At 33.7% G+C, this 20570-nt stretch carries 22 protein-coding genes; 18 read left to right on the forward strand and 4 right to left on the reverse strand.

The features are described from left to right. The first annotated feature begins 145 nt into the window (after positions 1 to 145). From dnaK to AC2H4K_RS16475, 5 genes are all read left to right on the forward strand, one after another. Positions 146 to 2065 (forward strand): molecular chaperone DnaK, encoded by a 1920-nt coding sequence (gene dnaK, locus AC2H4K_RS16455; protein ID WP_281139444.1) that lies wholly within the window; start codon positions 146 to 148, stop codon positions 2063 to 2065. Between the two features lie 229 nt (positions 2066 to 2294). Further along, positions 2295 to 2816 carry a lipocalin family protein gene (locus tag AC2H4K_RS16460; RefSeq protein ID WP_281139443.1) on the forward strand — a complete coding sequence of 174 codons (522 nt, stop codon included), beginning with the start codon at positions 2295 to 2297 and terminating at the stop codon, positions 2814 to 2816. A 96-nt stretch (positions 2817 to 2912) separates the two neighbouring features. After that, positions 2913 to 4142 (forward strand): class I SAM-dependent rRNA methyltransferase, encoded by a 1230-nt coding sequence (locus AC2H4K_RS16465; protein ID WP_493742628.1) that lies wholly within the window; start codon positions 2913 to 2915, stop codon positions 4140 to 4142. 155 nt (positions 4143 to 4297) lie between these two features. Then, positions 4298 to 5083 (forward strand): glucose 1-dehydrogenase, encoded by a 786-nt coding sequence (locus AC2H4K_RS16470; protein ID WP_493742629.1) that lies wholly within the window; start codon positions 4298 to 4300, stop codon positions 5081 to 5083. A gap of 138 nt (positions 5084 to 5221) precedes the next feature. Beyond that, positions 5222 to 6169: an NAD(P)H-dependent flavin oxidoreductase gene (locus tag AC2H4K_RS16475; protein WP_493742630.1), complete on the forward strand. Its 948-nt coding sequence runs from the start codon at positions 5222 to 5224 to the stop codon at positions 6167 to 6169. Here the strand turns inward: AC2H4K_RS16475 and AC2H4K_RS16480 are convergent. Beyond that, positions 6158 to 6532: a hypothetical protein gene (locus AC2H4K_RS16480; protein WP_281139439.1), complete on the reverse strand. Its 375-nt coding sequence runs from the start codon at positions 6530 to 6532 to the stop codon at positions 6158 to 6160. The two genes, AC2H4K_RS16475 and AC2H4K_RS16480, sit on opposite strands and share 12 nt — an antisense overlap. A gap of 188 nt (positions 6533 to 6720) precedes the next feature. Between AC2H4K_RS16480 and AC2H4K_RS16485 the strand changes: the two genes are divergently transcribed. From AC2H4K_RS16485 to AC2H4K_RS16500, 4 genes are all read left to right on the forward strand, one after another. After that, complete coding sequence (locus AC2H4K_RS16485) at positions 6721 to 7998, forward strand: hypothetical protein (protein ID WP_281139438.1); 1278 nt, start codon at positions 6721 to 6723, stop codon at positions 7996 to 7998. A gap of 194 nt (positions 7999 to 8192) precedes the next feature. Beyond that, positions 8193 to 8636, forward strand: coding sequence for a hypothetical protein (locus AC2H4K_RS16490; RefSeq protein ID WP_493742631.1), 444 nt, complete (start codon positions 8193 to 8195; stop codon positions 8634 to 8636). A 331-nt stretch (positions 8637 to 8967) separates the two neighbouring features. Beyond that, on the forward strand, positions 8968 to 9555 hold the full coding sequence (locus AC2H4K_RS16495; RefSeq protein ID WP_493742632.1) for an ester cyclase: 588 nt from the start codon (positions 8968 to 8970) through the stop codon (positions 9553 to 9555). Positions 9556 to 9699: 144 nt separating this feature from the next. Then, entirely contained in the window at positions 9700 to 10020 is a 321-nt protein-coding gene (locus tag AC2H4K_RS16500; RefSeq protein ID WP_493742633.1) for a YtxH domain-containing protein, read from the forward strand. 188 nt (positions 10021 to 10208) lie between these two features. On the opposite strand, the gene AC2H4K_RS16505 is transcribed toward AC2H4K_RS16500, so the two are convergent. After that, on the reverse strand, positions 10209 to 10784 hold the full coding sequence (locus AC2H4K_RS16505; RefSeq protein ID WP_281139434.1) for a GNAT family N-acetyltransferase: 576 nt from the start codon (positions 10782 to 10784) through the stop codon (positions 10209 to 10211). Positions 10785 to 10925: 141 nt separating this feature from the next. Continuing rightward, positions 10926 to 11564 (reverse strand): alpha/beta hydrolase, encoded by a 639-nt coding sequence (locus tag AC2H4K_RS16510; RefSeq protein WP_281139433.1) that lies wholly within the window; start codon positions 11562 to 11564, stop codon positions 10926 to 10928. Between the two features lie 53 nt (positions 11565 to 11617). On the opposite strand from AC2H4K_RS16510, the gene AC2H4K_RS16515 reads away from it, so the two are divergent. The 5 genes from AC2H4K_RS16515 (at position 11618) to AC2H4K_RS16535 (ending at position 16317) form a co-directional block, all read left to right on the forward strand. Beyond that, positions 11618 to 12043 (forward strand): PaaI family thioesterase, encoded by a 426-nt coding sequence (locus tag AC2H4K_RS16515; RefSeq protein ID WP_493742634.1) that lies wholly within the window; start codon positions 11618 to 11620, stop codon positions 12041 to 12043. 2 nt (positions 12044 to 12045) lie between these two features. Then, the gene (locus AC2H4K_RS16520; RefSeq protein WP_281139431.1) at positions 12046 to 13161 is read left to right on the forward strand and encodes a chorismate-binding protein; all 1116 of its coding nucleotides are present in this window, start codon (positions 12046 to 12048) and stop codon (positions 13159 to 13161) included. A gap of 32 nt (positions 13162 to 13193) precedes the next feature. Then, complete coding sequence (menD, locus tag AC2H4K_RS16525; RefSeq protein WP_493742635.1) at positions 13194 to 14954, forward strand: 2-succinyl-5-enolpyruvyl-6-hydroxy-3-cyclohexene-1-carboxylate synthase; 1761 nt, start codon at positions 13194 to 13196, stop codon at positions 14952 to 14954. 104 nt (positions 14955 to 15058) lie between these two features. Further along, positions 15059 to 15397: a DUF2853 family protein gene (locus AC2H4K_RS16530; RefSeq protein WP_281139429.1), complete on the forward strand. Its 339-nt coding sequence runs from the start codon at positions 15059 to 15061 to the stop codon at positions 15395 to 15397. Positions 15398 to 15483: 86 nt separating this feature from the next. Further along, entirely contained in the window at positions 15484 to 16317 is an 834-nt protein-coding gene (locus tag AC2H4K_RS16535; protein ID WP_281139428.1) for a CvfB family protein, read from the forward strand. Between the two features lie 3 nt (positions 16318 to 16320). Here the strand turns inward: AC2H4K_RS16535 and AC2H4K_RS16540 are convergent, their stop codons facing one another. After that, complete coding sequence (locus AC2H4K_RS16540; RefSeq protein WP_493742636.1) at positions 16321 to 16752, reverse strand: hypothetical protein; 432 nt, start codon at positions 16750 to 16752, stop codon at positions 16321 to 16323. A gap of 110 nt (positions 16753 to 16862) precedes the next feature. Between AC2H4K_RS16540 and AC2H4K_RS16545 the strand changes: the two genes are divergently transcribed. Genes AC2H4K_RS16545 through AC2H4K_RS16560 form a run of 4 tightly spaced genes read left to right on the forward strand, consistent with a single transcriptional unit; the run spans position 16863 to position 20566 of the window. Next, positions 16863 to 17702 carry a 1,4-dihydroxy-2-naphthoyl-CoA synthase gene (locus AC2H4K_RS16545; RefSeq protein WP_281139426.1) on the forward strand — a complete coding sequence of 280 codons (840 nt, stop codon included), beginning with the start codon at positions 16863 to 16865 and terminating at the stop codon, positions 17700 to 17702. A gap of 15 nt (positions 17703 to 17717) precedes the next feature. Continuing rightward, entirely contained in the window at positions 17718 to 18623 is a 906-nt protein-coding gene (menA, locus tag AC2H4K_RS16550) for a 1,4-dihydroxy-2-naphthoate octaprenyltransferase (RefSeq protein WP_281139425.1), read from the forward strand. Between the two features lie 36 nt (positions 18624 to 18659). Further along, entirely contained in the window at positions 18660 to 19337 is a 678-nt protein-coding gene (locus tag AC2H4K_RS16555) for a metal-dependent hydrolase (RefSeq protein ID WP_281139424.1), read from the forward strand. 20 nt (positions 19338 to 19357) lie between these two features. Further along, positions 19358 to 20566, forward strand: coding sequence for an immunity 26/phosphotriesterase HocA family protein (locus tag AC2H4K_RS16560; RefSeq protein ID WP_281139423.1), 1209 nt, complete (start codon positions 19358 to 19360; stop codon positions 20564 to 20566). Positions 20567 to 20570: the final 4 nt, after the last annotated feature.

Below are 20570 nucleotides of genomic sequence, written 5' to 3' on the forward strand. Positions count from 1 at the left end.
AAAGCATGTACCAAAAACTGTTAAACGAAAAATTAATTTAAATTTTCTATGTGACATCATGTCATATTTTTTGTCATGGCATAATCATTGACTAATACAAATCGAGTTTAAAATTTAATAACACAACAAAACATACATATTAATTATGAGTAAGATTATAGGAATTGATTTAGGTACAACCAACTCTTGCGTTTCTGTAATGGAAGGTAATGAGCCAGTTGTAATCCCAAACGCTGAAGGAAAAAGAACAACTCCTTCAGTTATCGCTTTTGTTGAAGGCGGTGAAATTAAAGTTGGTGATCCAGCAAAAAGACAAGCAGTAACTAACCCAACTAAAACGGTTTATTCTATAAAGCGTTTTATGGGTAATAAATATTCTGAATCTAAGAAAGAGGCAGAACGCGTACCATATAAAGTGGTAAAAGGTGATAACGATACTCCAAGAGTAGATATTGATGGTCGTTTATATACACCTCAAGAATTATCAGCTATGATTCTTCAAAAAATGAAGAAAACGGCTGAAGACTATTTAGGAGCTGATGTTACTAGAGCAGTTATTACGGTTCCTGCGTATTTTAACGATGCACAGAGACAAGCTACTAAAGAAGCAGGTGAAATTGCAGGTCTTAAAGTAGAGCGTATTATTAACGAGCCAACAGCAGCGGCTTTAGCTTACGGATTAGATAAAAAATCATCAGATCAAAAAATTGTTGTTTTTGACTTTGGTGGTGGTACACATGATGTTTCTATCCTTGAGCTTGGTGATGGTGTATTTGAAGTATTAGCTACAGATGGTGACACGCACTTAGGTGGTGATGATGTTGATGAAAGAATCATCGATTGGTTAGCTGAAGAGTTTATTGCAGACGAAGATATGGACTTACGTAAAGACCCAATGGCTTTACAACGTCTTAAAGAAGCTGCTGAAAAAGCAAAGATTGAATTATCATCTTCTGCACAAACAGAAATCAACTTACCTTACGTAACAGCTACTGCTAGTGGACCAAAGCACTTGGTACGTACATTAACACGTTCTAAATTTGAGCAATTAATTGACGATTTAGTAAAACGTACTATTGAGCCATGTGAGTCTGCATTAAAAGCAGCTGGTTTATCTAAGAGTGATATCGACGAGATTATCTTAGTTGGTGGTTCTACGCGTATTCCTGCAGTACAAGCAGCAGTTGAGAAATTCTTCGGAAAAGCACCAAGTAAAGGTGTAAATCCTGATGAAGTTGTATCTCTAGGTGCTGGTATCCAAGGTGGAGTTTTAACTGGTGATGTAAAAGACGTTCTTTTATTAGACGTAACACCATTATCACTTGGTATTGAAACTATGGGTAATGTAATGACAAAGTTGATTGAAGCTAATACTACGATTCCAACTAAGAAATCGCAAGTATTCTCAACAGCAGCAGACAATCAGCCATCGGTAGAGATTCACGTATTGCAAGGTGAGCGTCCAATGGCAGCAGATAACAAAACAATTGGTCGTTTCCACTTAGATGGTATTCCACCAGCAAGAAGAGGAACTCCTCAGATTGAAGTAACTTTTGATATTGATGCAAACGGTATCATCAAAGTATCTGCTGAAGATAAAGCAACTGGTAAAAAACAAGATATTAGAATTGAAGCATCATCTGGATTAACAGAAGAGGAAATCCAAAAAATGAAAGCTGAAGCAGAAGCAAATGCTGATGCAGATGCTAAAGCAAAAGAAACTGCTGATAAATTAAATCAGGCAGATGGAATGATTTTCCAAACTGAAAAACAGTTAGAAGAATTTGGTGATAAATTATCTGATGATAAGAAAAAGCCAATAGAAGAAGCTTTAGCTGAATTGAAGAAAGCTTACGAAACAAAAGATATCGCTGTTATCGATCCTGCTTTAGAGAAAATCAATGAAGCTTGGAAAGTAGCAAGTGAAGAAATGTACAAAGCACAAGCAGAAGCTCAAGGTCAAGGTGAACCACAAGCCGGACCAACAGATGCAGGTGCAGGTGCAAAAGGACAAGCTTCTGATGAAAGTGATGTTGAAGACGTAGATTTCGAAGAAGTCAAGTAATAAATAGTCATTTTGAAATGTCACACTGAGTTTGTAGAAGTACTGTTTCAGAATTTCAATAATACTAAAACGCAATCATTAATTTGATTGCGTTTTTTTTATTTGTTGTAAATGTTGCTCATATTTGGTTTTAATAACTAATATTCCAGCGAGTTACTTTATCCGTTAAAGCTTGTTTTGTAAGAAAAATAATCTATTTTTACAAACTTTAACAAAAAACTCAAAAAAAATGAAAAAATTAAGCTTATTGTTTGTTGCCTACTTATTTGTTCTAACATCTTGTTCTAGTGATGATAGTGATTCTTCTAGTAACATTTCTGGAGATATTCTAGGAACTTGGGTTGGTGTTGACGTTGATTATTATGGTGATACAGTAACTGAGGCTGGTGGACAAACAGTAACATCCGACTTCGTAGGTGAGGCTTATGATGTTGATTATACCTTAACTTTTACGGAAAACCCTAATGAATTAGTTTCAGAAGGATCGTATAGTGTAGAGTTAACTACGACTACACTAGGTCAAACACAAGTCGATAATATTGAAAATTTAGAGTTTTTAGAAGATGGTACTTGGACACAAGAAGGGAATCAACTTACTATAACTAATAATGGTGTGTCTTCTCAAGGTACAATTTTAGAGCTTACAGACACTAGTTTAGTATTAGAATTAAATCAAGAAACTGATTTGTCACAACCAGGTTATTCAATTATTAATACAGTAAATGTAATTACTACCTTTACAAGAATGTAATTAAAAGAAAAAATAAACTTTCGAGAACGCAATCATTAATTTGATTGCGTTTTTTGATTAAATAAACCTTTAACTTTGTGGCTTTAATTTTTATTAATGCAATTCTCAACTCATATAAAACCTAAGTTTCAACCCAAACGTTTAGCAGTGAAACTCAATGCTAAAGGAGAACAATTTGTAGTAAAAGGTCATCCTTGGGTGTTTTCCAATAGTATCGTAAAGATTAATGATGATGCCAAAACAGGTGATTTAGCTATCATTTTTAGTAAGAATAAAAATAAGGTCGTTGGTATTGGATTGTATGATGCAAAATCACCAATACGAATCAAAATCATCCATGATGCGTCTACAAAAGCAGAAATAAATGCTGAGTTTTTTCATCAGAAAATAGAAGCCGCTTTTGATAAACGGGAAGAATTGCTACAGACAAACACAAATAGTTATAGACTATTATTTGGTGAGAATGATGGTTTTCCTGGGTTGATTGCTGATGTTTATGATACTGTTCTAGTCGTAAAATTGTATTCAGAAATTTGGTTGCCTTATTTAGAGCCTATTTTAAACAGTTTACAGCAAGTTTCTAGTGCAAAAACCATTGTAATACGTTTGAGCAGAAGTTTGGAAAACAGTACAAACCATTCCTTAAATGATGGAGATGTCATTTTTGGTACTTTAGATAATGAGGTGGTGAAGTTTGTAGAGCATGGGGTTAATTTTTCTGCTAATGTCATTAAAGGTCATAAAACGGGTTACTTCTTAGATCACAGAGCTAATAGAAAAAGAGTAGGTGAGTTGAGTAAAGGAAAAACGGTTTTAGATGTGTTTTCTTATGCAGGTGGATTCTCAGTACATGCTTTGGCTAATGGTGCCAAAGAAGTCACGAGTTTAGATATCAGTAAACAAGCTTTAGATATTGCCAGAGAAAACGGAAAGCTTAATGAATATTCTGGACAACATAAAACCATTTCTGGTGATGCTTTTGAAGAGATGAAAAATTTAATCTCTAAAGGTATTACGTACGACGTTGTAGTTATAGACCCACCAAGTTTTGCCAAACAACAATCAGAAGTTGAGTTAGCAAAGAAAAAATATGCACAACTGGCAGAATTAGGTGTGCAACTTACAGCAAAAAAAGGCCTATTGGTTTTGGCATCTTGTTCGTCACGAGTGACTGCACAAACCTTTTTTGATATTAATACACATACCTTAAATGCTCAATTAAGGTTGTATGAAACTATTCTAAAGACCAAGCACGATATAGACCATCCTGTGTCCTTTCCTGAAGGTGCTTATCTAAAATGTGGATATTATCAATTTAAGGAGTAATAAAATTCTTTCATTTATTGATTAAATACAAGTTAAATTTATTCCCAAGATAAGGTTAAAGTTGTTCTTAATTTTAGCTTTGTTTTAATAGTAATAATTATTCCCTAACGAGCGGTATTCGTAACTTTATAGTATATAAAAAACACAAAATTATCATGAAAAATAAAGTTATAATTATCACAGGAGCTGCGATGGGATTAGGTTTTGCAGCTGCCAAAGAAATTGCCAAAAAAGGCGGAAATTTAGTTTTAGTAGATTTCAATGAAGAAGCCTTGCAAAAATCTGTAAATGAGTTAAAAGATGAATTTCCTGATATAGAAATTATTTCAGTAATTGCTGATGTTTCTAACGAAGAACAGGTTAAAAATTATATTGATAAAGCTGTAGAGAAATTTGGTAGAATCGATGGACTTTACAATAATGCAGGTATTGAAGGAAGACAAGCTCCATTAACCACATACGACATTAATGTATTTAAAAAAGTAATTGACATCAACCTTATGGGAGTGTATTATGGTCTTAAATATGTTATTCCGGTAATGCAAAAGCAAAACTATGGACGTATAGTTAATGTTGCTTCTGTAGGTGGTATTAGAGGTGTACTAAATCAAACTCCATATGTGGCAAGTAAACATGCTGTATCTGGTATGTCTAAACAAGCTGCTGTTGAATATGGTAAAGATGGAATTTTAACTAATGCTATTGCACCTGGTGCTATATTAACACCTATGGTAGCCGAAGCTTTCAAACAAGTGAATCCAGATGACCCTAAAGCTGCTGAAGCAGAATACGCAAAACGTAACCCAACAAGAGCACTAGGTGACCCTCAAGATGTGGGTAAATTAGTGGCTTTCCTAATCAGTGAAGAAAATGGTTATATTAGTGGGCAAACTATTGCTATAGATGGTGGTGAATCTAACATGTACGGTAACGCAGAGTAATTTTACATTCTATAAATGATTATATTAGTCCTTAACGTTGTTAAGGACTTTTTATTGCTGTTAACATAAAATATTATGCACGCATAATAAAAATAAGTATATTTACAATCTAAATAAAACACTAATAATTGTAATCACATGAGTACTAAACTTACCGAATTACTAAATATAAAACACCCAATTATCCAAGCACCAATGTTCTTGGTATCTAATGTAGCTATGGTTACTGAAGCTATGAAGTGTGGTATTGCTGGCTGTATTCCTGCTTTAAATTATAGAACTTTAGAAGAATTAAGAACTGCAATTAAAGAACTGAAAGCTAACAAGGTAGAAGGTGGTGCTTTTGGTTTCAATTTAATCGTGAATAAATCGAATCCTAAAGCCAAAGATCAGTTGAGAGTGATTTGTGAAGAAGGTTGTGATTTCATTTTGACTTCATTAGGAAACCCAGAGGAAACCATTAGAGAAGCACATGCCGTTGGCATAAAAGTATTTTGTGACATCACGAATTTACAATATGCACAAAAAGTTGAAAGTTTAGATGCTGATGCTGTTGTAGCTGTTAATAATCAAGCAGGTGGTCACCGAGGTAACTTATCTCCACAAGATTTAATTGCTACACTTGTTGAAAACTTAAAAATTCCTGTAATCTCAGCAGGTGGAGTAGGACAAAAATCTGACATTGATAAAATGCTAAGTTATGGAGCAGTTGGTGTATCGGTTGGTAGTCCTTTTATAGCCTCAGAAGAGGCGAGTGTTACTGATGAATACAAACAGGCTTGTGTAGATTACGGAGCTAATGATATTGTAATGACCGAACGCATTTCAGGAACTCCATGTACAGTCATCAATACTCCTTATGTTCAAAAAATAGGAACAAAATCCACTTGGATAGAAAGTATCTTGAATAAAAACAAGAAACTGAAAAAGTGGGTAAAAATGATTCGGTTTTCAATAGGTATGAAAGCGACCGAAAAAGCGGCTAAAAAAGCCACTTACAAAACCGTTTGGGTTGCTGGGCCAAGTATTGAACATACTAAAGCCATTCTACCAACCAAAGAGATTATTAAGCGCTTAATTACTTAAGACAATTAAGTCCTCTTCTTCAGTAATCGTTTCCTTTTTACGTTTATTCTTTCCCGTAAAGATATTAAACGTGTAACTCGCTGTTAAGCCACCAGCGACAGTAGATACAAATTCACCTGTGTCAAATTTACCGCTAATGATGTAGCCATCATAGATTTCTTTAGATAATCCTGCCAATGATGAAAGCGCAAGGCTATACCAAAACGCCTTTTTCTTATTCTTAGTTTTAGAATATACAATCGCGTAAGTTCCGCTAGAAATTGCAGCACCAGTTATAAAGTGCAAACCATCATCACCAAGAGTGAGTTGTGCATGGCTAAAACTAAACCAAATAATGGCAAAAAAAGTCAAAAATAATTTCATGTTAGTTAGGATTGGTTGGGTTTAAAGTATAAAAATCTTAAAGCGCATTCCTAGTATAATCGTCTATGATTGTAGTTTTTACGATTAAATGACCTTAAGAAATATGAATGCAGCAATGATTACAATCTTTTAAGTCAATTTTCCTGTTAGATAATTTCTAATTTTAAGCTGAAGAATTACACCTCATTATGCTGAAACGAATTTTAATAGGAATTGCACTTATAATTATTATTTTTTTCGGGTTGTTATACTGGTCTACCCGAAATACAGAAGACGTTTTTTCAAAATCAGTAGTGTATAATGTAGATACTAAAACGGTTGATTTTAAAAACTACGATTCGGTGGAAATTGTACCAAGCAAGTTTTACGATGCCAATGCCATTAAAGAATTGTTTCAAGGTGAGCAGTATAGAGATGTTTGGTCTACAAAAATTAAAGTACCAATCGTGTTTTTAGATACTTTGAAAGGTGGAATGCAAGTCGTTGAAAAGGGTGGAGGTAAGCAGACCCATTCTTTGGAACTCTTGGGAGTAAAAGATAGTGTCTCTTACACCATTAGAAGTGTTAATAAAGATCCTCAGGCTTTAGTACCAGAATTCGTTAAAACCTTAGGGTTAGAAAACCTTATTGAAGATGGTATTTCTGCGCAACATCCCTATGCAGCACTTTTGGTGGCAGAACTTTCCGATAAAGTAGAGCTGTTGCATACCAAACCACAATTAATTTTTGTGCCCAAACAAGAGGTTTTAGGAGAATTTAATGCCGAATATGGCAACCGACTATTTTATTTTGAATGTGAAACCAAAAGCGATAAAAACTGGACACACCTAAATAACGTTACGCATATTATAGACACCGAAGATTTACAAGAATTAAAGCTAGAACTGAAAGACCGTTTAAAAATCGATAAAAACAACCTGATAAGACATCGTTTGTTTGATTTGATTATTGGTGACTGGGATCGTCATACCAAACAATGGGGTTGGGCTGTACAAAAAAAGGATAGTACGTATTCAGCAGTTGCCATTGCGAGTGATAGAGATAATGCTTTTTTTAATACAGAAGGTTTAATTCCATCCGTTTTGTCTCATAAAAATGTGGTTGAAGAATTACGACCGTTCCGTGAAGATATAGACTATATGGAAGGTTTGGTGTATCCTTTTGACCAATACTTTTTATTAAACACACCAGAAGCCGACTTCATAGCTGAAGCAAAATATTTACAAAACACTTTAACTGACGATGTACTTAACAAGGCTTTAAATGTTTGGCCAAAACAAATCTCAGATTTGGATGGAGATGCTATTATTAACAAAATGAAGGAGCGTAGAGACGATTTAGTTGAGTATGCCAAAGCTTTTAAAATTATAATAGACGATAGAGGCAAACTCTCAGAACAACTCAAAGGCACAGACAAAGAAGAAGTGGCTAAACATTTGTTGGAATGTTTTGAGTGTTTGAAATAGCAAAGACATCATCCATACTTCAATACTTTACCTAATTATAATACTTTATAATTAAGGATTTTAAGTTGAAAAAATGTTTAAAACTACGTAAAGTTACGTATTGAAACTGTGCTAGGAAAAAGCTAACTTCGCTTATCAATCGATATAGTTCATTAAAACGGAACTATATCTTAACGTTGGCTGTAATTTGAAAAATGATTGAGATTGAGTATAAAATAGTGGGAAGTGGATGGGCAAATGGAAAAATTGGCAATGGAAAAAAACGGAAGAAATTTGCTGTTTCCTATCTAAACGATTCCTTAAAAGAACTTGCTGAATCGGCAATTGAAATTCGTGAAAAGGATTTTAAATCTGTTGTGTTTATGGAAGAACCAGGAGAACACGTGCTAATTTTGAATCGTAAGGACGAAAATAAAATTGATTATGAATTAAGGTGGTATAAAGACTGGTGGAGTTGGAATCTGATTGACGAAAATAATTTTAAATCTGTATTTAAAGGAGAAACAACAGTCCCAAAATATATAAATCAAGTCAGAAACGTACTGAATGGAATAATGACTGAACTTGGACCAGATAATTATCGGGAAAAATGGATTGAACACGACTTTCCGATAGCAGAATATGAAAAACTGAAATAAAAACTACAGCCAACATCATATATAAAAAATTGCTGGTGTTTGGCTTAAATAATGGTAGTTGCTTGTTTTGCTCACTCTGATTTTCCTACGGAAAATCCTCGGACACAAAACCGCAACTTTCCATATACAAACCGATAAGCGCAATATTCAAAAAAAACTAACAAAGTCTCAAACTCGCATTAGAATTACACACTACTTTTCATAAGTAGTTAACAGCCGTTTTAATTTCCTAAAACTAATATATTACTTCCTAAAAGTGTAAACAAGATAGCTACCATTCTCATCACCTTTGTAGTATAAAAACATTCTATAACAAATTAACTTAAAAGTGATGAAAGTAAATTTTAAAAAAACAGTTAGAATTGGCCTTATGTTAATTGTCTTAATAGGACTTTTTTCAAGTTGTTCAGACAGTAATCTATCAGATTTACAGGCTAAAATCAATGAATTAGAAACTGAGCTAAAAACTTATAAAGAAGCAGAAACTGTAACACAACAACGTTTGGTAGCGTTTGATTCTTTAGACTACGATTTCTACACTAACCAAAAATGGGATAAGTTTAGTCATAGTCATACAGATGATATTGTTGTGTACAATGCAGATGGAAGTATTACAGAAGGCCTTTATCCTGCACACATTAATGATTTAAAACCAATGTTTGTATTTGCGCCAGATACACGTATAGAAAAGCATCCGGTAAAATTCGGAAATAAAGATTGGACAGCTGTTATTGGTGAGTTACAAGGCACCTTTACAGAGCCAATGCCTATTGGAGAAGGTAAAACCATTCCGCCTACAGGTAAAAAATTCAAATTAAGAATGGCTACCATTGCACATTGGGAAGGTGGTAAAATGACAGAGGAATATTTGTTTTATGACAATCAAGACTTCATGAAACAAATCGGTTTAGCGCAATAATATTAATAACCTATAAAGTCTTACTGTAAGTTTAAAACTGAAAATTATATTTTCAAAGACCTGACAAACAATCCATTTGTAACAATTCACAGCATTTTACTACTAATAAGTAAACAGAAGTTTAACTATTAAAAAGGGAACGTTATGATTCATAAAGGAGCTTTAGCATTAGGTGTTATTTTAGGTGCTGCTGCAGGTGTATTGTTAGCACCAGATAAAGGCAGTGTTACCAGAGAAAAACTAAAAAAAGAAGGTAAGACTATAAAAGATCAGTTTGTAGAGGACTTTACGGAGGTAAAAGACGATTTATCTAAAGCCGCTAAGTCTGGCAAGGATAAGTTTAAAGAAGATTTAAAAGATTTTGCGTCTAAAGCAAGCTACAAAACTGAAGATGCCATTACTTTTTTAGAAAAGCAATTATCAGTTTTAAAAGAGAAAAACAAAAACTTGCAGAGAACAAGTTAGTAATAGTTGTCATTCTGAATTTATTTCAGAATCTGAAACAAGTTCAGATTGACAACTTATTTTAGTTTCGTCAGTTCGAGTGAATTTTGTGAGTGAAAGGAATAAAATTTGTATCGAGAACAAGTATTAAATAAACTTCTCGATACAATTTGCTCGTTCCTCGCAAATCACTCGAAGTGACGTTACTATTATCCAATAACAGCAAGCAACTTTTCTTTGACCTCTGGCCATTCAGCTTTCAAAATACCATAACAGCACGTGTTACGTCTGTAGCCATCCTTCATAAGCTTATCACTTCGTAAAACACCTTCTAAAGTAGCACCAAGTTTCTCAACCGCTTTTCTAGATTTCTGATTTCGGTCATCAATCCTAAACTCTACTTTTTCAAATTCCAGCGTTTCAAAGGCATATTGAAGCATCAGGAATTTCATGTTGGTATTGAGTCCTATACCTTGAAATTCGTACCCAATCCAAGTCCAACCAATATGCAACACTTTGTCTTTCCAACTGATCAGTCCATAACGTGTTGAGCCTGCATAATTTTTAGAAATTTTATCAAAGACAATAAAAGGAATAGTGTTTTTGTGATAATAGCCATCAACCGCAGTTTGCACGTAAGCCTTCAATGCTTCAGGAGTAGAAATATCGGATGGAGAATAATAAATTAAATCCTTCTGCTGCGCGATGGATTCTAAATGTGTGTAATTGCTTAAGTCTAGTAAACTTAGTTTTACACGGTTGTTTTCTAGGTTTGGAATAGTCATAATTTTGTTTTGTCATTGCGAAGCTGACTTTTTTCGTCAGCTGTGGCAATCTTTTCAATGTAAGCTTTAATTATGAGATTACCACGTCATTCGTACCTCATTCCTCGTAATGACACAAATCACTCGAAGTGACGATACTTATTATACCAAGTCATTTATATAATCCACATTAACCACATGCTTACCTTCAAAAGGTAAAATAGTGATGTTATTCCCAAAGAGTTTGTGAGCTCTTTCTGTTTCTTCTTTTATACGTGCTTCATCCAAATACTCATCTTCGGTACCATAAATCAGTTTTACGTTGGTGCTTTCAGAGAGATATTCAAAATCTTTAGCGGTTAATTCTTTCGGAATTCCACCAGAATGTAACACCAATTGCGCACATTGTAACTGTCGTTTAGCTAAATAACGCATAGCTACACTCACACCTTGCGAATAACCAAAAACGATAAGATTAACGTGCTCTGGAATGTTTTCAGCTTCAAACACACTATCAAAATAATTGAGTATGTTTTGCATTCCTGCTTCGGTATCTACTTTAGTCAGCCAATTGGCTCCAACATGCATTTTGGGTTGCATATAGTACTTACTCGGTGCTTGTGGCGCAATGATATAATTATCGTTTGGGTCTAATGCTTTAAAATACTTCAAAAAATAGCGACTTAGATAGCCCATACCATGACACACAAACCACACATTTTTAGTTTGTTTGGTAAGCACGTTTAACGTAGAGTAGGAGTTGCTTGTGGTATAGGTGATTTCTTTCTCTTGCAAATTCATTATTCTTGGTAGTTTCAGTATTTTTGTAATCGACAATAAAAATAAGCTTTATAATGCAAATGTCTAAAGAAGATTTCTTAGCAAGAGCCAATGCAGCGAGTAAAAATACACTGATGGAAACTCTAGAGATAGAGATGGTAGATTTTGGTGATGATTTTTTGGTAGCCAGAATGCCAGTAACACCAAAAGTACATCAACCAGACGGTGTTTTGCACGGAGGAGCCACAGCAGCCTTAGCTGAAAGTGTTGGTAGTTTTGCATCTCATATATTTATAGATACCGAAAATTTGTTTGTTAGAGGATTAGAGATTACCGCTAATCACCTAAAGAGTATTAGAGAAGGTTTTGTTTATGCGAAGGCAACTTTTCTGCATAAAGGTAGAACCACGCAACTTCTAGATATTAAAGTGACGGACGAAGCGAATAATGTGATTTCTATTTGTCGTTTGTCTACAATTTCACTTCCAAAAAAGAAATAAGCATGACTGAAGATTCATTTTTTGAAGCTTTAGAGCAGCAATATGCCCAAAAATTACCATTTGTAGTATATCGAAGACCTGTAAACTCTGTTGTTAAATCGTGGTTACAAAAAGATGATGCACTGCATAAAACAAAGGACTTTAGCGAAAGTGGGTTTGTGTTTGCACCTTTTGATTTATCTGAAGATAGTATTCTATTTCCGCAAGACGACTGTAACATGTCAGAGCTTGACATAGTAACCTTAACGTCGGATGATTTATTAGATGAAAACACAGTAGAAGCTACAGGAAAGGAAGTGCACGAAACTTTAGTGCAAAAAGGTGTAGAAACTATTCAGCAAGGAGACTTGAAGAAAGTGGTATTATCTCGTGTTGAAGAAAAAGCTTTAGCTGATGAGAATCCTTTTGTGATTTTTAAAAGGCTGTATAACAAGTACAGGAATGCTATGGTGTATTGTTGGTACCATCCCAAAGTTGGTCTTTGGCTTGGCGCAACACCAGAATTACTTTTAAAAGTAGAAGGAAAACAATTAACAACCATTGCTCTGGCTGGTACGCAACCATATGGTAGAACGACCAATGTCACATGGAAAGATAAGGAGATTGAAGAACAGCAAATCGTTACCGATTATATAAAACAGCAAATAGAACCATTTACGGATAAAGTCAATATTTCAGAAGTTGAAACTATTAGAGCAGGAAGTTTACTGCACCTAAAATCGAGAATTACTTGTGTGATTGAATCGGCCGAAAATTTATATCCTGTTATTGAAGCCTTGCATCCAACACCAGCAGTTTGCGGTTTTCCAAAGCAAAAAGCCAAGGAGTTTATTTTACAACACGAAAACTATAACCGTGAGTATTACACTGGTTTTTTAGGAGAATTGAATCTTAAGCAAAGTAGAACCCGAAATACAAATAGGAGAAACGTTGAAAACAATGCTTACGCTGTAGTGAAAACACATTCTAATTTTTATGTAAACCTACGTTGCATGCAATTGAAAAATGAAACCGCTTTGATTTATATTGGAGGTGGTATTACCAAAGATTCCGACCCTGAAAAAGAGTGGGAGGAGACGGTAAATAAAACCAAAACAATAGGTAATGTTTTAGGTTAAGTCCATAGAGATTTTCTTATCTTTGTTTTTTGATGAAACACTCTAAAATTCCCTTATCACAGACCGTTGTAGCCTTATGTAAGGCACACAATATAAAACACATTGTAATTTCTCCAGGAAGTAGAAATGCACCTTTAACCATCGGTTTTACTCATGATGAGTTTTTTAACTCATATAGTATTGTAGATGAACGTTGCGCAGCCTTTTTTGCGCTTGGTATGGCACAACAATTAAAAACACCTGTAGCAGTAGTTTGTACTTCTGGTAGTGCTTTGCTTAATTATTATCCTGCAATTGCCGAAGCTTATTACAGTAATATTCCATTAGTGGTTTTATCAGCAGATAGGCCAAAGCATTTAATAGGTATTGGTGATGGACAAACCATTATGCAAAAGAATGTTTATGGTGAGCATGTGTTATATAGTACGAATCTAAAATTGGATCTAAAAGATGAACAACGCTTACCTGCTGAAGACGATATTCCTATTTTTAAGAATATTGAAAGTAGACTAGAGCGTCTTTTAGGTTTTCAGAAAGACATACAGGAAAATAATGAGACTGAAACACATAATGCTTTATCTATAGCGACTTTGAGATCAGGACCAGTTCATATTAACATTCCATTCGACGAACCCTTGTATGAAATGGTTGATGAACTCACCATTGAGCTTGAACCTTATAAAATTCAGACTAGAGTAGAGAAAGTCGATAATTTTGAAATCAAAAGTTTACTGGATATTTGGCATGATGCCAAGCGCAAAATGATTTTAGTCGGCGCTCTAGAACCTAATGCTGTAGAACAACAATGGATTTTGGAAATAGCAGATGATGATAGTATTTTGGTATTTACAGAAACCATTTCGAATTTTCATCATCAAGATTTTTTCCCAGGTATAGATAAGATTATTGCGCCATTGGGTGAGGAAGAATTTAAGGAATTACAGCCAGATATTTTATTGACGTTTGGTGGACTCATTGTCTCAAAGAAAATAAAGGCTTTTTTAAGACAATACAAACCTGAGCATCATTGGCATGTTGGTTTGCATCATGCAAATGATACTTTTTTCTGTTTGGAAAAACATATTAAACTTTCTCCAAACACATTCTTTAGTGAATTTTTGCCGCAGGTAACACATCATACCAAAAGTACTTACAAGTCCAAGTGGTTAGAAGTAAGACAAAAAAGAAGAAAACTGCATGAATCATATTTAAAAACGATTCCTTATTCAGACTTTTCAGTATATAGTACAATTCTAAAAAGCTTACCAAAACAAAGTCAGCTTCAAGTCAGTAATAGTTCTACAATTAGATACACACAATTATTTCAGCTAAGAAAAGATATCAGCGTATTCTGTAACCGAGGAACGAGCGGTATTGATGGAAGTACAAGCACAGCAGTTGGTGCTTCTGTAGTTTCAAAAGAACGAACCACCTTTATCACTGGTGATTTAAGCTTTTTTTACGATAGTAACGCGTTATGGAATAACTACATTCCAAAGAATTTCAGAGTTATTGTTATCAATAATAAAGGAGGTGGTATTTTTAGAATTTTGCCAGGTCATAAGAATACAGAAAACTTTGACCAATTTTTTGAAACCAAACACAATTTAACGGCAAAACTGCTTTGCGAAATGTATGGTTTTAATTATGTAATGGCAGACACGGAGGCCTCATTAGATAAGGCTTTAAACTCTTTTTACGATAATGCCAAACGACCAAAGTTGTTAGAGGTTTTTACACCTTCTCAAGTAAATGATGAAGTATTGTTAGACTATTTTAAATTCATAAAATAGTTGTAAGATTAAGTCTTTGTAAATAGTGACTTAGGTACTTTTAGTGTGTCTAAAAAATACGTACCTTTAAAGAACAATTTATATAATCTAAAAACTTAAATAACATGAGTAAAAGAGACGACCTAATCGTTAAGTATGCAGCTGACTTAAAAGACAAATGCGGAGTTAATCCAGATATGGATTTACTAACAAAAGTAACAGTTGGTTTAGGACCTTCTATTTATAATGCTGATTCTTCTACAGTTTCAGGTTCTGATGAAAAGGAGCTTGCAACGGTAAAAAATAACTTTTTGATTAAGAAATTAGGCTTATCAGAAAGTGACGATTTAGATGGAGCTATCGCTTCAGTTATGGAAACTTATGGAATGTCCAACAGAAACAAGTACAGAGCGGTTGTTTATTATCTTTTAACAAAGCATTTCAAAAAAGAATCGGTTTACTAAGAATCGATTTTGAAGAATTTATAAGGCGTTATAATTATTAGTAGTTATAGCGCTTTTTCTTGTTTTAATATGAATATCTTTGCAGCATGATACATTTAGGCGAATACAATACACTCGAAATTTTAAGAGATACAGAACCAGGATTATTTCTAGGTGATGGTGAAGATAATGAAGTTCTATTACCGAATAGATATGTTCCTGAAGTATTTGATATTGGTGATAAAATTGAAGTTTTCGTTTATTTAGATAATGAAGAGCGACCTGTTGCAACAACAGATCAACCTTACATTAAAAAAGGCGACTTTGCTATGTTGAGGTGTAATCAAGTGACTAAATTTGGCGCCTTTTTAGATTGGGGTTTAGTAAAAGAATTGTTTTGCCCATTTAAAGAACAAGCTTTTAAAATGAAGTCAGGCGGATGGTATTTGGTATATTGTTACTTAGATGAAGAAACCGAACGTTTAGTAGCTTCAAGTAAAACAAATCGTTTTTTAGATAATAAAGAATTAACCGTTTCTCAGTTTGATGAGGTGGAATTAATCGTTTCCCATCCTTCAGAAATAGGGATGAATGTCATTGTAAACAAAAAGCACTTAGGTTTGGTGTTTAATGATGATATTTATAAGGATATTAGTGTTGGCGACCGTTTAAAAGGTATCGTAAAGAAAGTAAGACATGATAATAAGCTAGATATTTCACTTAGCCAAATAGGTTATAGAAACATTGAGCCAAATGCAGAGCTTATTTTAAAAGAGCTAGAAGACAATAGTGGCTTTTTGCCTATTCACGATAAATCGAGTCCTGAAGAAATCAAAGACATGCTTCAAATGAGTAAAAAAACCTTTAAAAAGGCTATAGGCTCTTTATACAAAGACCGTTTGATAACTATTGAAGAAAACGGAATTAGACTTAATAAATAGAATTTAATCTGTAAAATCAGATAAGCAACCTTCAACCCATTCAATAGCATCTTTTATATTACTAAAAGACTTTCGGTTAGATGAATTCCCATTGGCATCGAAAAAATGATTTTCAATCTCAAAAATTTGTCTAGACATAGGTTTGTGCACTATAACAGCATAGGCTTTGACATTGTTGACACTGTTGTTGAGAAGTTTTGAATCAGATAAATCTATTGAATAAGAGTTGACACGATTCGCAATAACACCTATAGGTATATTTCCGTAATATGCATTGATTGCTTCGGAAACTTCTTTAAAATTCTCAAAGGTTACATTTTCACCTTCATTGAATTCTGTTACTAAATAATTTTCAAAAAAATACAAGTCTCCAAGGCTTACTGTTAGGACTTTGTATTCTTTTTTTTCGGTCAGGGTCGGGATATAGGTTTTCATAAAAAAAATACGTGGTAAATATATTAGGCTTCAATAAAAAATCAAAACAATAATTTGGTATAGTTCATTATTATTAATTCCGTATTTTTGCACCCAAAATAATATCAAAAATGAGCCATATAGATTGGAAAGTTGCCAAATCATATGAAGATATAACATATTCTAAATGCAACGGAGTTGCAAGAATTGCTTTCAATAGACCAAATGTTAGAAATGCCTTCAGACCAAAGACAACATCAGAGCTTTACGATGCGTTTTATGATGCTAATGAGGACGTTAATATAGGTGTTGTATTACTAAGTGCAGAAGGACCATCAACTAAAGATGGTATTTGGAGTTTCTGTTCTGGAGGCGACCAAAAAGCCAGAGGTCATCAAGGTTATGTTGGTGATGATGGTTATCATCGCTTAAATATTCTAGAAGTACAACGATTAATTCGTTTTATGCCAAAAGCTGTCATTGCAGTAGTGCCAGGTTGGGCTGTTGGTGGCGGACATAGTCTGCATGTGGTTTGTGATTTAACCTTAGCAAGTAAAGAACATGCTATATTTAAACAAACCGATGCCGATGTCACCAGTTTTGATGGTGGTTATGGTTCTGCTTATCTAGCAAAAATGGTTGGTCAGAAAAAAGCACGTGAAATTTTCTTTTTAGGTAGAAATTATTCAGCGCAAGAAGCATACGAAATGGGAATGGTAAATGCGGTTATTCCTCATGCTGATTTGGAGCAAACGGCTTATGAATGGGCTCAAGAAATATTAGCAAAATCACCAACTTCTATAAAAATGCTAAAGTTTGCTATGAATTTAACAGACGATGGTATGGTAGGTCAGCAAGTGTTTGCAGGTGAAGCAACAAGACTCGCTTACATGACAGATGAAGCCAAAGAAGGGCGTGATGCTTTCCTTGAAAAAAGAAAACCTAACTTCCCTAAAAAGTGGATTCCATAAATTAGAGTGGCATAGATGAAAAAAATTAAACCGTGGCTCTCAGCCATGCGCTTAAGAACGTTACCGTTATCTGTTTCAGGTATAATTTTAGGAAGCTGTTTTGCTTATTATAATGGAAAATTTGATTGGTTGGTTTTTCTATTGGCTATTCTCACAACAGTAAGCTTACAGATTCTTTCTAATTTAGCTAATGACTATGGTGATGGAGTAAAAGGCACTGATAATGATGAGCGTGTTGGCCCTCAAAGAGCCATTCAAAGTGGTGTCATTACTCCAGATGAAATGTTTGATGCTATAAAGTTCAATATAATTGTAGTTATTATTTTAACTATATCACTCATTTTAGCAGCTTTTGGACCAGCTAATTTACTCTTCTTATTGATTTTTGTGTTTTTGGGTGGAGTTTCTGTTTATGCAGCGCTTAATTATACCATGGGCGATTCGCCATATGGTTATAGAGCTTTAGGTGACGTTTTTGTTTTTATCTTTTTTGGCTTGGTAAGTACTATTGGTAGTTATGTATTGTATATACATGCTGTAGATCATGTCACTATACTTCCGGCCATTTCATTAGGACTTTTAAGTGTTGGTGTACTCAACCTTAATAATATGAGAGACATTGAGTCTGATATTAATGCAGGTAAAATCACCTTAGCAGTAAAACTAGGCTTAAAACGAGCTAAACAATACCATTATTTTTTAATTGGTGGCGCTATGCTGTTAGCAGTTGTTTTCTCAGTGTTATATTATGTAGAGCCTTATAATTACTTATACCTCATTGCTTTTGTGCCTTTAGTTTTTCATGTGAAAAACATTAAAAAAGCTAAACTTCCAGATGATTTTGATAGTCAGTTAAAAGTATTGTCATTATCTGCTTTTCTATTCGCGTTACTGTTAGGTATTGGTTATATTTTGTATTAATTTTAGGGAAACTATTTCTTAAAAATTAATATTGAAATGAAAATCACATTTTACGGTCATGCCACATTGGGCATACAGATTAAAGATATCCATATTTTAGTTGATCCTTTTATTACAGGTAATGAAAAAGCTTCAGCAATAGACATAGAGAAATTAAAAGCCGATTATATTCTATTAACACACGCTCACCAGGACCATACTCTTGATGTTGAAGCCATAGCCAAACGAACAGGAGCAATCATAGTTTCTAATCATGAGATTGTTACTCATTATCAAAATTTAGGTTTTGAAGGTCACCCGATGAATCATGGAGGTTCATGGGACTTTGAATTTGGTAATGTAAGATATGTTAACGCCATTCATACTTCATCTTTTCCTGATGGAAAATACGGAGGACAACCAGGTGGTTTTATAATTGAAGGCGAACACAAAAATATATACATAGCAGGAGATACTGCATTAACTATGGATATGAAATTGATTCCATTACGGACAAAACTAGATTTAGCTATTTTACCAATTGGAGATAACTTTACTATGGGAGTTGAAGATGCAATCTTAGCAAGCAATTTTGTAGAATGCGATAAAGTATTAGGCTATCATTTTGACACTTTTGGATATATAGAAATAGATCATGAAGAAGCCAAACGTAAATTCTTTGAAAAGGATAAAGATTTGATGTTGTTGGAAATTGGTGAGAGTGTAGAGTTGTAAGAGTTGAGTGTTAAGTATATATGTTTGAATTAACAAATGACCAAAGGCTATATTTTGGTCTAGAATCTATAAAAGACACTTGGGTAAGAAAAGAACTACCAAAAGAAACTGATAGTATATTATATTTTGAAGGTGATACCATCAAGAAACTAATTATTTCTAATGAAAATGAATATTTAGAATATCAATATGATGAGGATACTGATAATAAGGATTTTCTATTGCCTAAAACAAAAAAAGGAAAGTCTAAAAGGTTAACACTATCTACATTATATTCGAGAAAAGCGATAGGTATTTATTTAAAAGTTAGATCTAATGGAAGTTTAATGATTGGCAATTATACTTCTCAAAAGATGTTTTATTCACGAGATTGGGAATGTAGTCTATCAAATGGTGAATTATTTTCTTTAGAAGAAATGATAACTGATTTTATAGAGAAATCACCTTTAAATCATTTGTCATCAATAAAAATATTCAGAGAGGACAAAAGAAAAAATGTAAAATACAAAGCTGGAGACTTTTTTGCATTTAAAATAAACAGAACGGAGTATGGTTTTGGACGTGTTTTACTAGATATTAACAAAATAAGAAAGAAAAAATTGATAGCCGAAAATCATGGATTGCAGTTATTAATGGGCCCAGCGGTGTTAATTAAAGTTTATGCTTTTAAGTCAGAAAACAAATCTGTAAATATTGAGGAGTTGAGGGAATTAAAAGCATTTCCTTCAGAGTATATAGTAGACAATGTATTGTTTTATGGTGAGTATGAAATTATAGGTAATTTGCCTTTAGAAATAAAAGAATTGGATTTTCCAATTTCCTATGGAAGAAGAATTGACCAGACTCCAAATGTATTTTTGCAATGGGGCTTAATTCATGAAGAACTCTCAGTTAGTAAGTTTAGTAAATATATGTCTGGCATAAACGACAATTTACCTGAAAATAACCCTTCAAGATTTATGAGAAATCCATATGGTAATTATGGAATAGGTTTCAGATCTAGCTATAGTGCTTTGGAAATTGACCGTTTAATAAATAGTAAGGATAAATTTGGTTTTTCTTCTGGAGAAAATTATTTATTACAGAGGGATTTGAGAAACCCGATCAATGAGGTGATTCGTAATGAGGTTTTATCGAAGTTTGGATTAGATTTTAATAAAAGTTATCTTGAAAATTCAGTTACAAAAGGAACTTTAAATGTTCTCGATTTAATTGAAAATATCAACTAAAATT

The sequence above is a fragment of the Winogradskyella sp. 266wxhm genome (assembly GCF_058964685.1).